Origin of the sequence: Ensifer sp. MJa1, assembly GCF_037026475.1 — a bacterium.
Lineage (GTDB): Bacteria > Pseudomonadota > Alphaproteobacteria > Rhizobiales > Rhizobiaceae > Ensifer.
On sequence record NZ_JAKUMO010000034.1, the window covers coordinates 15539 to 28429 of the forward strand.

At 61.8% G+C, this 12891-nt stretch carries 9 protein-coding genes and 3 pseudogenes; 6 read left to right on the plus strand and 6 right to left on the minus strand.

Annotation, left to right across the window (positions count from 1 at the left end; translation table 11 throughout):
- Positions 1-2: 2 nt before the first annotated feature.
- Positions 3-1088 carry an amino acid ABC transporter permease gene (locus tag MKZ91_RS29185; RefSeq protein ID WP_336174519.1) on the plus strand — a complete coding sequence of 362 codons (1086 nt, stop codon included), beginning with the start codon at positions 3-5 and terminating at the stop codon, positions 1086-1088.
- A complete protein-coding gene (locus MKZ91_RS29190) occupies positions 1081-2553 on the plus strand; it encodes an amidohydrolase family protein (protein ID WP_336174520.1) in 1473 nt (490 codons plus the stop codon). Before MKZ91_RS29185 ends, MKZ91_RS29190 begins: the two co-directional genes overlap by 8 nt.
- A gap of 204 nt (positions 2554-2757) precedes the next feature.
- Here MKZ91_RS29190 and MKZ91_RS29195 read toward each other — a convergent pair.
- Positions 2758-3029 (minus strand): annotated as a pseudogene (locus tag MKZ91_RS29195) (LysR family transcriptional regulator); the annotation flags it as partial.
- A gap of 206 nt (positions 3030-3235) precedes the next feature.
- Between MKZ91_RS29195 and MKZ91_RS29200 the strand changes: the two are divergent.
- Both MKZ91_RS29200 and MKZ91_RS29205 read left to right on the plus strand, forming a co-directional pair.
- On the plus strand, positions 3236-3436 hold the full coding sequence (locus MKZ91_RS29200) for a hypothetical protein (protein WP_336174521.1): 201 nt from the start codon (positions 3236-3238) through the stop codon (positions 3434-3436).
- Between the two features lie 13 nt (positions 3437-3449).
- A complete protein-coding gene (locus MKZ91_RS29205) occupies positions 3450-4328 on the plus strand; it encodes a hypothetical protein (protein ID WP_336174522.1) in 879 nt (292 codons plus the stop codon).
- Between the two features lie 166 nt (positions 4329-4494).
- Here MKZ91_RS29205 and MKZ91_RS29210 read toward each other — a convergent pair.
- From MKZ91_RS29210 to MKZ91_RS29220, 3 genes and pseudogenes are all read right to left on the minus strand, one after another.
- Positions 4495-4967, minus strand: a pseudogene (locus tag MKZ91_RS29210) (YqaA family protein); the annotation flags it as partial.
- Positions 4968-5075: 108 nt separating this feature from the next.
- Positions 5076-5378, minus strand: a pseudogene (locus tag MKZ91_RS29215) (IS110 family transposase); the annotation flags it as partial.
- A gap of 27 nt (positions 5379-5405) precedes the next feature.
- Positions 5406-6308: an AraC family transcriptional regulator gene (locus MKZ91_RS29220; protein ID WP_336174523.1), complete on the minus strand. Its 903-nt coding sequence runs from the start codon at positions 6306-6308 to the stop codon at positions 5406-5408.
- A gap of 97 nt (positions 6309-6405) precedes the next feature.
- On the opposite strand from MKZ91_RS29220, the gene MKZ91_RS29225 reads away from it, so the two are divergent.
- Positions 6406-7149, plus strand: a complete 744-nt coding sequence (locus MKZ91_RS29225; RefSeq protein WP_336174524.1) for an SDR family oxidoreductase — start codon at positions 6406-6408, stop codon at positions 7147-7149.
- Positions 7150-7162: 13 nt separating this feature from the next.
- Here the strand turns inward: MKZ91_RS29225 and MKZ91_RS29230 are convergent, their stop codons facing one another.
- Positions 7163-9445 (minus strand): methyl-accepting chemotaxis protein, encoded by a 2283-nt coding sequence (locus MKZ91_RS29230; protein ID WP_336174525.1) that lies wholly within the window; start codon positions 9443-9445, stop codon positions 7163-7165.
- A gap of 172 nt (positions 9446-9617) precedes the next feature.
- Positions 9618-10265: a TetR/AcrR family transcriptional regulator gene (locus MKZ91_RS29235; protein ID WP_336174526.1), complete on the minus strand. Its 648-nt coding sequence runs from the start codon at positions 10263-10265 to the stop codon at positions 9618-9620.
- A 140-nt stretch (positions 10266-10405) separates the two neighbouring features.
- On the opposite strand from MKZ91_RS29235, the gene ligD reads away from it, so the two are divergent.
- Positions 10406-12868 carry a DNA ligase D gene (ligD, locus tag MKZ91_RS29240; RefSeq protein ID WP_336174527.1) on the plus strand — a complete coding sequence of 821 codons (2463 nt, stop codon included), beginning with the start codon at positions 10406-10408 and terminating at the stop codon, positions 12866-12868.
- Positions 12869-12891 lie beyond the last annotated feature (23 nt).

The following is a 12891-nucleotide window of genomic DNA, read 5'->3' on the forward strand; positions in this document are numbered from 1 at the left end:
TCATGAGCGATGCTGTGCTCACCTCCAGCGGCGAGGCGCCGCCAGCCCGCAAGAACCGGTGGTTCAGCGCCTACTTCGGAACACCAGGCAACGCGTTGATCACCATCCTTTGCCTTGGCACGATCTTTGCCGTTGCCAAGCTGGCGATCGGCTGGCTGTTCGTCGATGCGACGTTTTCCGGCACGCCGGCCGAATGCAAGGCGACGAGTGGCGCCTGTTGGCCATTCCTGTCGGCGAAGATGCGCTACATCTTCTTCGGCTTCTATCCGTTCGAGGAGCAATGGCGGCCGCTCGCGGCGATGCTGTTGTTCCTTGCCGCCTGTATCGTCTCGATGGTTCCGAAGATCTGGGGGCGTGGCCTGCTGGTCGCCTGGATCGTTTGCATCCTGCCGACGCTCTACGTCTTGATGGCGGGTGGCTTCTTCGGTCTGAGCGTCGTGCCGACGACACAATGGGGCGGGCTACCGCTCTCCTTCATGCTGTCGTTCATTGGGCTTGCCTGCGCGCTTCCGCTGGGCATTGCGCTGGCGCTTGCCCGCGCGTCCAGCCTTCCGGCGATCCGCGTCCTCGGCGTTGGCTTCATCGAGATCGTGCGCGGCGTGCCGCTGATCAGCATCCTGTTCATGGCAACAGTGATGCTGCCCCTGTTCATGCCTGACGGGCTCACCATCGACAAACTTATCCGGGCGCAGGTGGCCATAGTCCTCTTTGCCGCTGCCTATATCGCCGAGATCGTGCGCGGTGGCCTGCAGGCCGTTCCCAAGGGACAGGTGGAAGCCGGACATTCGCTCGGGCTGCACTATTGGCAGATCATGCGCAAGATCGTGCTGCCGCAGGCGCTAAAGAAGGTGATCCCGCCGCTGGTCAGCCTGTTCATCGGCTTCTTCCAGGATACGACACTGGTGACCATCGTCGGCCTGCTGGACTTCCTCGACACCGTCCGCACCGCCATGCGCGACCCGCAATGGCAGGGCATAGCGGTGCTGGAGGGCTATGTTTTCGCAGCCGTTGTGTACTTTGTTTTCAGCGCTCTTATGGGTGCTTACAGCCGTTTCCTTGAGCAACACTTCAGGACCACGCATGACTAACGAGATCCACGTCATCCGCAAGGCGCAGACCGTCGTCGCCTTCGACAGCACGCGCAATGGTCACGTCTATCTCAACGACGCCGATGTTGCCTATGACGGCCGGGGCTTCGTCCATGTCGGCGGCCAGTACGACGGGCCTTTCGCCAGCGAGAGTTCCGGTCGCGACCGGATGATCATGCCTGGCTTTGTCAACGTGCATTGCCACTCGGGCGAGGAGCCGATCTCGAAGGGCATCTTTGAAGACATGGGCACGGCCGCTCTTTGGGGCAATGCGCTCTATGAATACTCCAACCTGCTCGAAATCGATGATGATGCGATCGAAGCGTCGCTGACGGTCATGGTCGGCGACCTCATGCGCTGTGGCGTCACCACGCTACTCGACATCGCCGGACCGCACGCAAGCTGGCTGCCGACGTTTGCCAAGAGCGGCGCACGCGCTTTCGTCGCCCCGGGGTTCCGCGAAGCCCAGTGGCATGTGGAAGACAGCCGCCGGCTCGATTTCCGCTGGGACAAGGCGAGGGGGCGCGAAGCCTTCGCCCGCGCACTTGAGGTTGTCGACATCGCGGCCGCGCATCCGTCCGGCCGTCTTGGCGGCGTCGTTGCGCCCTCCCAGATCGAAACCTGCTCGCCAGAACTGCTGCAGGATGCCGTTGCCGCGGCTCGCAAGCGGGGCATGCCGACCACCATCCATGCCGCCCAAACGATGACCGAGCATGAGGAACTGCTGCGCCGGCACGGATTGACGGCCGTGCAGTATCTCGAGAGCCTCGGCCTGCTCGGCAAGGACTTGATCCTCGGGCATTGCATCTTCGTCGACAGTCATTCCTGGACCCGCCAGCGAACGGAGATCGACCTCAGGCTTCTGGCTGATCGCCAGACGACAGTCGCCCATTGCCCGGTGACTTTCTCGCGCAGCGGGATGGCGCTGGAGTCCGTCGGGCGCTATCGGCGCGCCGGCGTCAACGTCGCCTTGGGAACCGACAGCTATCCCTTCAACATGCTCGAGGAAATGCGTCAGGCGATGATCTGTGCCCGGCTGTCGGGCAAGTCCGTTTTCGACGTCGCGACTGGTGACATCCTGGAGGCTGCGACCATTGCCGGCGCACGGGCACTCGGCCGCAGCGATCTCGGCCGCATCTCTGTCGGGGCCAAGGCGGATTTCCTCGTCGTCGATCTCAGGCATCACGCGATGCAGCCTGTCTATGATCCGCTGCGCAGCCTTCTGCATTGCGCCGCGGAGCGGGCGATCGAGGGGGTCTATGTCGACGGTACCTGTGTCGTCAGCGGCGGACGGCCGACCCTGATCGACTATGACGGAGCGCTTGCCGCTCTGCAGGCGGCGCAGGATTACGCCTGTCGCAAGGCGCCGCAGAACGATCCGAAGGGTCGCTCGATGCGGATGCTTGCGCCTTTGTCGTTACCGCAGGGCACTAGCCCGGCGGCCGACTGGAATCTGTCACGATAGCAGGCGATGGGCAGCGACGGCGCAAATCAGCGGCATTAGGTAATAAAGTCGCACAAAGCCGTCGTACGCCACTGAATCAAAAGAGCAATTCCAGAAATTTCCCCAACTTGGAGATGCTGAGGGTGAGGTGCAGACATCGGCCGCGTCTACTTGCATCCCTGGACTTTGAGTCGGACCTCGTCCGAAGAACGCCAGCGACAGCGGACCCAGTGTACCTGCAAACCGTTCTGGCCACCCTTCGCGTTGAAAGACCTCGCCGATGAAATAAATAGAATGCGGGTTTTGTTGGCAAGTAAGGTTCGGGTCGCATAGTAAATCGAGATCGGACCGGCATCCGCGTACCATGCAGGTATCAAACGGACGAGGTCACCGTTCTCCAGGTAGGGCAATGTGTCCGGTTTCGCGATCATGGCGACGCCAAGCCCCAGAACCGCAGCCGCTCGCATTGCGGCCGGGTCGTTGACGACGATCCTTTTGGCGCGGTTCTCACAAGCCTGCATAGTCGGTAAAGGCAACGCCCAGTCAGGCTCCCGTCGGCTCAGCCGGCGGTTTGAAACGGTTAGCGCCTCATCCTACCTTATGAGTATCGGAATGCCTTGTTTCGGGTGAACGTTGCCTCGCAGTTGGAACATTGAAATGGCTGTCGAATTGATGTAAACAAATTTTAGTTAGGAAGAACAGTATGAGCTACAGGGTCGCCCATCTTGATTCGCGCAAACGCGCTCTCGAAAAGAAAGAGAGCCGCGAACGGGATCAGGCGCGCCTGAACAACGGTTCGGTAAGCCCTTCTCAGTTGCGCCGTGAGAACTCCGCGTTTGCTGCACTTCCCCTTCATCGTTACAAGATGGTTGCTATCGGCGGCAAGGCTTTGGCGAACTCCTGAGAGAGAGCCAAGGATGATCATCGAAGACGACGAAGATGCCGATCCCCATCTCACGGCAGAAGAAGTTCAGACGCTCCTCGGGTTTGTCCAACGCTTCCGCCCCATCATCGTCGGCGGGCAGGCGATCAATATTTGGGCCGAACTTTATCACGGCATGGACGAGGAACTCGACGCTCTCGGCGAGCTTACGAGCAAGGACCTAGATTTCTACCACAATCGGGGTGCCGAGCGCGCGCTTGCCGAAAGTCTGGAAAACGGGCTCCTCGAAATACCCAATGGTGACAACCACACCCCCAACGCGGCTGTCGTCAAAGGTAAGCTCGGGGGACGTGATATCGTGGTCGACTTCCTCGCCCAGATCAAAGGCGTCGAGGATAAATCCCTCCTCGAAAACTCCATCACGTTTGCGGATGCAGAAAACCCCGAGGCTATTTCGATCACCTTGATGCATCCGCTGGATTGCGTTCGGAGCCGCCTGAGTAACATCAACATGCTTGGTCGCCGAAGTGACCACTCGTTGCGGCAAGCCGTCGCGAGCCTTCTGATCCTGGACTGCTACATCGATGATCAGCTATCCAACCCTGAGGACAGGCCCGCCTTAAAACGGGCTCTCACCGCTCTCAGAGAGCTTGAGTACATCATTCGCGGCATGCACATAGGAAAACCAACCGAGCAGGAATTTGGCGACCAACTCAGTCCGGTTTCGATCCTCCGGAAGTACCGTGAAGACGAGCGCCTCGATGTCCGTTTGCGGGAATTCCAGCTTCAAGGGATTTTAGGCAGACTGGAAGGCAAGCAGGACGTCTCTGAACGGCGTCGCGAACGTGAGCGTGATCGTGTCGCTCGCGGCGGAGACCCCGACCCAGGGGCATCAGGACCGAGGTTCGGCTAGCTCTGAACAGGTTCGGATTGCAGATGTTGGCTTCATTTATCGGTCCGCTCCAACACCGAAGAGCTCGCACGAGCTTATGACGGAAGTTGCCTGATCCAATCGTCGAACCCAGCGTTTGAGGCCCGCACTTACAGTATCCGTTTCCGGTCTCCCGTCTGAGTTCAGAACGCAACAGCCAAGCAAACAAGAAGAAGCGCGCGCCGCGCAAGGATGGCCGCGACGATGAACAGACCAAGGTTGATGTTGGCAGCATCCGAAAGGATGGTCACGACCTCGATCGGCGGCAGATGTGCGAGCCCCGAGGCCACGAGCAACAGGATTAGATCTCGGAATCGACCGAGGCCTTCAGGTGTTCGAAAGTATCGAGCTTGCCGTAGAATTCCAGGAGCGGCTTTGCGAGCGTATCGAAGGCGAAGTGCCGAGATACCAGCCGGCAATGCCGCCGAGCACCGAGGCGACGCTCGCCACCAGCGCGTACGCCACGCCCGCCCTGGGGTGCGTCAGTGACATCGGGATGAGAAGTAGGTCGGCGCGGACCGAAAAGGTCGAGCTTTCGACGAAGGCGATCATGCCGAGCCAGACAATGGCGGTCTCTCGCGTGGCGAGCGACATTGTCCAATCATAGTGGCGATGGAGCATACGTTACGGTTCGCTGTTGAAGACAGGCCTCTCTATCGTCGCGCGAGCTAGCTGTAGATGTGACCGCCAGCCAGTAGTCGCGACATTTTCGGCATTCCTAAGAAACATTCAGCCAGATGTTGGCGCGGGCTGTAGGGTATACCCGAACGACTTTGCTCTTCGCTCGAGATTGGTGAGGACGCGTCGACGGTAATTCTCCTCGTAGTGGGAGGCTCCCGGATCGCTGTATTCCATACCGTGCCGCAGGGCGTTGTAGAACAAGACGGCTATTTTGCGGGCCGTGGCAGTGACCGCCTTGGCCTTGCCGACGCGCGCCGACAGACGCCGATAGAATGCCCCCAACGCGGTCTGAGTGCGCCCAACCGCAACCGCGGCAAGTCGCAGTAGCGCCGCGGCCCGGCCGGACATTTTTGCATGCAAGGCGGCGTCACGTCATTGCTAGGCGAGCGCTAGGCGCGCATAGCGGCCTGGCGGTTGTCCGACGTGGCGGCTGAACGCGGTACTGAAGGTGCTGGCCGAACGGTAGCCGACACGCTCGGCAATCGCCGCCAGATCGACATCACGCTGCCGCAACAGATCCTTGGCAAGCGCCATGCGCCAGACCAGAAGGTACTCCATCGGCGGCACCCCGACGGCACGGGTGAAGCGATCGAAAAACACCGAGCGCGACAGCGCCGCGTCGCTTGCAAGCTCGGCCACGGTCCAAGGGTGGGCCGGATCAGCGTGGATTGCACGGATTGCGGTCGCCAACCGAGGGTCGCCCAGCCCGCGCAACAGGCCGGGCGTGGCGCCTTCGCCCTGGATGGACCGAAGTGCTTCGACGAGCAGGATTTCCACCAGGCGGCCGAGAACCAGGTCGCGACCCGGGCGCTCGTTGCTCGCCTCGTCACCCATCAGGCGCACCAGTGTCGAAAGGCGTTCTATGCCGCGAAGGTGCACCAGCGTCGGCAACAGCGACACGAGCAGCCCAGCATCGGGAGACTCGAGTAGGAAGTATCCGCCGAGCAGGCGTACATCCGGTTCACCGTCGGCCCTGCCGTGGCGAACCTCGTCCACCGGTGCCGACGTTACCTTGGGATCGATGAAGGTTGGCTGCACCGGCTCGAAACCCGAAAGCGTGAAGCCCGGGGTGGTTGGCAGCAAGACGAAATCGCCGGCTTGAAGCGTGACCGGCGCCGTGCCGTCGACGACGAGCCGGCAGGAACCGGCAACGACCGTGCAAAAACTCGGCTGTCCGAACTCCGAATAGCGAACGGCCCAGCGACCAGCGCCGCTGATGCCTTTGGTAAAGACCGTTTTCGGTCGCAAAAGTTGAATGAGTTGTGAGAGTGGATCGGCCATTTCAGGACGATAGCAAACTAAAATAGGACTGCAAGCCGTAGTTCGTCCTGAGTGGGCAGGGTATCCCGTTTGCATCAACGCAACTGAGGACATTTCCATGAAGACCGTACTGATTACTGGCTGCTCTTCCGGTTACGGCCTGGAGACGGCACGACGCTTCCACGCCGAGGGCTGGAACGTGATCGCGACGATGCGCACTCCGCGGCGCGACATCTTGCCGAAGTCCGAGCGCGTGCGGGTGCTGGCGCTCGATGTCACGAGCCCCGAGAGCATTGCGACCGCGATTGAAGAGGCCGGACCGATCGATGTCCTCGTCAACAATGCCGGCGTAGGCGTGGTGGGGGCCTTCGAGGCGACGCCGATGTCCCACATTCGCAAGGTCTTTGATACCAACACCTTCGGGGTGATGGCGATGACGCAGGCCGTCATCCCGCAACTTCGCTCCCGCAGGTCCGGTGTGATCGTCAACGTCACCTCCAGCGTGACGCTTGCGGCCATGCCGCTTGCCGCGGCCTATACAGCCAGCAAGACCGCGATCACCGGGTTTAGCGGCTCGCTTGCCCATGAGCTCGGAGCCTTTGACGTACGCGTGAAACTGGTTGAGCCCGGTTACGCTCCGACCACGCGTTTCGCGCACAACACGGCGGTGCGCGTCGAAGACCTGATCCCGGAGACCTATGCCGAGTTTGCCGCTCCGATCTTCGAACAGTTCGCCAAGCCGACCCTGGTGACGACGGAGGCGGACGTTGCCGAAGCCGTGTGGCGGGCCGCGAACGATACGACGGGCCAGCTCCGCTTTCCCGCCGGAGCCGATGCGGTCGCGCTGGCCAAGGCGGGCTGAGGAGACCGTGACATCAAGCCGTCAGGCGGAGGCGGGCACGCGGTGCAGCCTGCCTTTCCGCTCCCGGTTCGTCCCCTAAGGTTCGGAAACGCTCGACCAGATCGAACAGTCCGGACGCCTGGCCTGAGAGCCGATGGGTCATGGCTGTGCTCTCTTCGACCATGGCATTGTTCTGCTGCGTCACGCCGTCGAGCGAATGCATGGTCTCGTTGATGTGCTGCAGGTCGTTTGCCTGGTCACGAGCATCGCCGGCGATCTGCTGCGTCTGTTCGTTGATCGCGTGGATCTGGCCGGAGATTTCGTCAAGTGCATCCCCCGCTGCCCGGACGAGGGAAACGCCCTTCGCCACCTCGTCGGCCGAGGTGGTAATGATCGCCTTGATCTCGCGGGCAGCCAGCGCGGACTTCTGCGCCAGTTCCCGCACCTCATGGGCGACGACGGCAAAGCCCTTGCCAGCCTCGCCGGCGCGGGCAGCCTCCACCCCGGCGTTCAGCGCCAAGAGGTTGGTCTGGAACGCGATGTCGTTGATCGTGCCGATGATCTGCGAGATCGCCACCGAACCCTTCTCGATCTGGGCCATGGCACCGACGGCGTTCATCACGACCTGGCCGGATCGGTCGGAACTGGCTTTTGCCGCGGCTGCGATCCGGGTTGCCGACGAGGCATGTTCGGCAGTGCGCTCGACGGTAGCGGTAATCGCGCTCAGGGCTGCGGTCGCTTCTTCCAGCGTCGCCGCCTGGTGTTCCGTGCGCTTGGCAAGCTGGCCGATGGCGTCCCGCATTTCGCCGGTCTCGCCGTCGATATGGGCGCTTCGCGCCTTGACGTCGCCAAGGGTGACGGCGAGGCTTTCGAGCGACAGGTTGAAGTCCGATCGCAACCGGTCGAAACCGGCACCGAAAGGCTGGCCGATGCGTGCCGTCAGGTCGCCCTGCGCCAGCCGTTCAAGGCCGATCGCCAGGCTCTCGACAGCTTCGTTGATCTGGCGCGACATTTCGGTCTGGTTCGCCTCGCGCATCTGGCGTTCGTCCTCGATCATGGTTCGGGTGCAGGCCGCCTCGGTCTCGAGGCGGTTGCGATCGATGAGCGCGTCGCGGAAGACAAGCACCGAACGGGCCATGTCGCCGATTTCATCCTTGCGGCTGCGCCCGACGCCGGCGATCGCCGTATCGCCACCGGCAAGCCTGCTCATGTCCGCAACGAGGCCGGTGATCGGCCGTGTCATCCGGCACGAGTACCAGACGGCGGCCGCCAGTGCGGCGACAAGCACGGCAAGGGCTGTTGCCAGGGTCCAGTTACGCAGGGCCGTGACGGCGGCAAATGCCTCGCGTGACGTCATGACGGCAGCCACGCTCCAGCGTGTGCCGAAGGCATCGAGACCGGTCGCGGCGATCTGCGCTTCCTCACCGCGGAAATCGTCGAGCCTGCTGCTGGCGATGGCATTGGCTTCGGGCTGGGCGTCAAGGCTGACGCGTGCCTTGAGCACGTCGCTATCCGACGTCGCGGGGCTTTCGGAGAGGAAGAATCCGTCGCCGTTGATGAGGATCGTCTCGCCAGTTTCGCCGAGGCCGGTTCTGTTGCCGATGATCTCGCCAATGCGTGCGTCCGGCATTTCGAGGATCAACGTGCCGATCTTGCCGTCGATCGATTCCAGCGGGGTGGCGATGAAGGCCGCGGCACTGCCGCCAAGTGGCGCATAGGCCTCGTAGGATGCAAAGGCGAGCTTGCTCTTGTCGGTGCCTTCGGCCGTTTCCTTGAAGATGCGGCCGAGGCCCGTATCTTTCCAGGTCCCGTCCTTGAGGTTGACGGCAAAGTCGCCCTTCTTGTTGAGGGAGTAGACGACGTCGCCGCTGAGATTGGCGAGCAGCACATCGCGGTAGCCATGCGCTTCGGCAAAGCGGCGGAAGAAGGGATGATAGCGCGCATGCAAGGTGTCGTAGTCGTCGATGCCGGCGGAACTGTAGAGGGCGCGTTGGTCTTCGGTATTGGGGTTGCCGCTCACGTAGCGCCGCTGCAGCTCTCTTTCTGCCGCATCACCGATCTTGGCGGCAGCGCCGTTGAGATCGCTGAGCGCCTTGGCGACGGATTTCTGCGCCTGCAGATTGCGCAGGTCGTTTTCGACGGTCGTCAGGTAGTGGCGAAGCTCATTGCGGCGCGCATCGGCAAGGGCCTCGAGCTTCTCCACCGCCGCGCGCGCTGACATGCTACCGCTGACGGTGAGGCTGGCGAGACTGGTCGCGGCAATCGAGAAGGCAGCAAGAGCCGCCGCGGCGAGGGGGAGCTTCGCGGACAAACGCATAACAAACACCGGGCTTGAAGGAGGAGGGCCATGCCAAAGGCTGGTCGCGACGCGTCATGCGCCCGGCGGGGCGAGCGCCCGCGCAGAGAGTTATACGGCCTCAGGTTACAGTTTGATGACAGCGGGATGACATCCGCAAAGAATGCGGTGGAGCAGGGCGGAAGTCCTGCGTTTACCGTGACAACGTCCCTGCCAGGAAGATCTCGGCGCAACTTTCGGCCCGGGTTGCGATCGTCGTCTCATCGATGCTGGCGACGCGTCGCATCATCACGGCACGCTGGGGCTCCATCGCCATCATGCCGCGCAGCATGTCCGCCGCCATGTGTGGGTCGGCGACGACGAGGCGCCCTTGCACCACCTGCTTTTTAAGCCAACGCTCCAGTGTGGCGTTTGTCCGCTCGATCGCCTGTTCCCAGAACGTGGCGGCGATCTCCGGAAAGCGTTCCGCCTCGGCGAGTACAAGGCGGATGATGGCGATCGTGTCCACCGAAAGCACGAGGTGCCCATAGGCTGCGAGCAATCGTACCAGCGCGGTCTTCACGTCGACTGCGTCAAGGTTCTCCTCGTCCGCTTCGAGCACGAACTCGGCGATCCGGAGCGAAATGACGCGCTCGAACAGATCGGCCTTGGTTGGAAACAGGCGGTAAAGGGTCTTGGTGGAAACGCCGGAATTGCGCGCGATCACGTTGATGTTCGCAGCCTCGTAGCCAAGGTCGCAGAATTGCCGTTCTGCCGAAAGGATGATGACACGCCGGGTGTCGTCGTCGCAACGGACCTGGGGCCGGCCACGGGGGCGCGGCGTCTTCTGCTTTTCAAGCATGGCGGCTTTCCAAATTCACTTCTGGAAAGTGTTAGTGATTGAACACATGGAAAGCAAGTGCTTTCCTAAATATCTCCTGTCCGGAGATCCAGGCGGCATCAGATATTGCCGCCCGCAGGAACACGCCTTAGCTTTATGTCATGGCGACGTCGAAACTTGCGGCCTATCGCTCGAAACGGGATTTTTCCAGGACGCCGGAGCCTGCGGGGCGCTCGGGCGGCGAAGGGAACCGCTTTGTCGTCCACAAGCATCACGCAACGGCTGACCATTATGACCTCAGGCTGCAGGTGGGGGACGTCCTGAAAAGCTGGGCGGTCCCGAGGGGGCCGTCGCTCAACCCCGCCGACAAACGCTTGGCGGTCGAGACCGAGGACCATCCGCTCGACTATATCGACTTCGAGGGCGTCATCCCCGAAGGCGAATACGGGGGCGGGCCGATGATCGTCTGGGATGCCGGCGTCTGGGCGCCCATGGACGATATCGACAAGAGCCTGAGGACCGGGGCTTTCAAGTTTCGTCTTGCCGGAGAGAAACTCAACGGCGGCTGGATGCTAACGCGTCTGAAGCCGAAACCGGGCGAGGAGGATCAGCGCAATTGGCTGCTGTTCAAGGAACACGATCCGGCCGCCGACCCGACAGTCGATATCCTGGCGTCGCGCCCTGAAAGCGTTAAGAGCGGCCGGCGGATCGAGGACCTGGTCGAACAACCGAAGAAACCGGCAAAGCCGACCGTTCTCAGGCCCGGCGCATTGCCCGGTGCAGTCAGGGGGGCAAAGCCGGAACGGATCGAGCCGCAACTTGCCAGCCCGGTTGCGAAGCCCCCCGGCGCACCACTGGAGAAGGCGAAGTGGCTGCACGAGATCAAGTTTGATGGCTACCGGACGATGGCGGATATCTCTAACGGCAAGGTGCGATTGATCACGCGCAGCGGTCTCGACTGGACGAAGCGCTACAGTGACCTGCCGGAGGCTTTTCAGAAGCTGCCCTGTCGCGAGGCCCTTATCGACGGCGAGATCGTCGTTTTGGATGACAAGGGCATCAGTCGTTTTGCCCTGCTGCAAGACGCGCTTTCAACCGGGACCGACGGAAAGCTCGTCTTCTATGCATTCGACATCGTCTATCTGGACGGATGGAACCTGGCCGAGGTGCCGCTGGAAAAGCGCAAACGGCTGTTGGAGCAGGTGCTCGGCTGGCAGCTATCGAGCCGTTCGGCGATCCAGTTCAGCGACCATGTCGAAGGCGACGGGCGCGGTCTTTACGAGCAAGCTTCGGAACTGGGTCTGGAGGGCATCGTGTCGAAACGGGCCGCGGCGCCCTATCGCAGCGGCCGTACCCAGACCTGGACCAAGACAAAGGCGCTGAAGAACGAGGACTTCGTGATCGCCGGATACACCACCTCCGAGGCGGCCGAGGGCCTTGCAGCACTTGCTCTCGGTGAATGGGTGGGTGACGAACTGCACTATCGTGGCAAGGTCGGAACCGGCTTTGACGCTGAAACTGCAGCGCGACTGCTTGAACGACTTGAAGGGCTGCGCGGCGACGCAATCGCACTCGAAGGCGCGCCCAAGGAAATCCTCTGGGTGCGCCCGGTGTTAAGCGCCCGTATCCACTATTCCAATCGTACGGCCGACAACCTCCTTCGCCATGCGGTCTTCAAAGGCCTTCGCGATGTTGAGCTTTCGGCCCCCAGGCTTGCGCCGCGCAAGCGGCTGATCACCGATGCCGATCTTGCCAGCATCCAGGTCACCAATGCCGACCGTCGCGTGTTCGGCAGATCCGGGCCGACCAAACTCGACATTGCCGTCTACTATGCTCTCGTCGGCGACTTCATGCTGCCTCATCTCCTCGGCCGACCGGTGTCGCTCTTTCGCTGCCCGACGGGCAAGCCTGCCGATTGCTTCTTTCAGCGTCATCCCTTCACCGGCATGCCCGCCTCGATCGTTAGCTTTCAGTCGACCAACTCAGAGGGCGAGACCAAATCCTACCTCTCGATCGAAGGCACGAAAGGGTACTTGGCGCTCGCCCAGTTCGGCGTCATCGAGCTCCATAGCTGGGGCACCAAGCGCGAGCGGCTCGAAACGCCCGATCGTATCGTCTTCGACCTTGATCCCGGCGACGGCATCACCTGGCGTGACGTGGTCGAGGCAGCCGTGCATATCCGCGGCGAACTGGAAACGCTGGGCCTTGTTCCCTTCGTGAAAACCTCGGGCGGCCGTGGAATTCATGTCGTCGTCCCGGTGACGCCCAAACTCAATTGGAAGAAGACACACCAGGCGACGAGTGCAATCGCGTCGCGCCTTGCCGAGACAGCGCCGCAGACATTCACCACCACCATGGGCAAGGAGAACCGCGTCAAGCGTATCTTCATCGACTACCACCGCAATGCGCGTGGACATACGGCGGCGGCCCCCTATTCACTTAGGGCGCGCACAAATCTGCCCGCCTCGACGCCGCTCAACTGGGCGGATCTTGAGACTATCGACGCTCCAGAGGATTTGAACTATTCTTCGCTGCCTGGTCTTCTGGATACTTTCGGCGATCCCTGGGCCGATATCGACGCCTTTGCCAAGGATTTGCCGCTTCTGTCCGAAACGAGGACGTAATGCGTTTGGCCGCGTAGGAGACG

Bases quoted from the DNA above. Each gene is read 5' to 3' on its own strand.
- MKZ91_RS29225 (WP_336174524.1), top strand. From the start codon at position 6,406: ATGAAGACCGTACTGATTACTGGCTGCTCTTCCGGTTACGGCCTGGAG.
- ligD (WP_336174527.1), top strand. From the start codon at position 10,406: ATGGCGACGTCGAAACTTGCGGCCTATCGCTCGAAACGGGATTTTTCC.
- MKZ91_RS29205 (WP_336174522.1), top strand. From the start codon at position 3,450: ATGATCATCGAAGACGACGAAGATGCCGATCCCCATCTCACGGCAGAA.
- MKZ91_RS29230 (WP_336174525.1), bottom strand. From the start codon at position 9,445: ATGCGTTTGTCCGCGAAGCTCCCCCTCGCCGCGGCGGCTCTTGCTGCC.
- MKZ91_RS29235 (WP_336174526.1), bottom strand. From the start codon at position 10,265: ATGCTTGAAAAGCAGAAGACGCCGCGCCCCCGTGGCCGGCCCCAGGTC.
- MKZ91_RS29185 (WP_336174519.1), top strand. From the start codon at position 3: ATGAGCGATGCTGTGCTCACCTCCAGCGGCGAGGCGCCGCCAGCCCGC.
- MKZ91_RS29200 (WP_336174521.1), top strand. From the start codon at position 3,236: ATGAGCTACAGGGTCGCCCATCTTGATTCGCGCAAACGCGCTCTCGAA.
- MKZ91_RS29190 (WP_336174520.1), top strand. From the start codon at position 1,081: ATGACTAACGAGATCCACGTCATCCGCAAGGCGCAGACCGTCGTCGCC.
- MKZ91_RS29220 (WP_336174523.1), bottom strand. From the start codon at position 6,308: ATGGCCGATCCACTCTCACAACTCATTCAACTTTTGCGACCGAAAACG.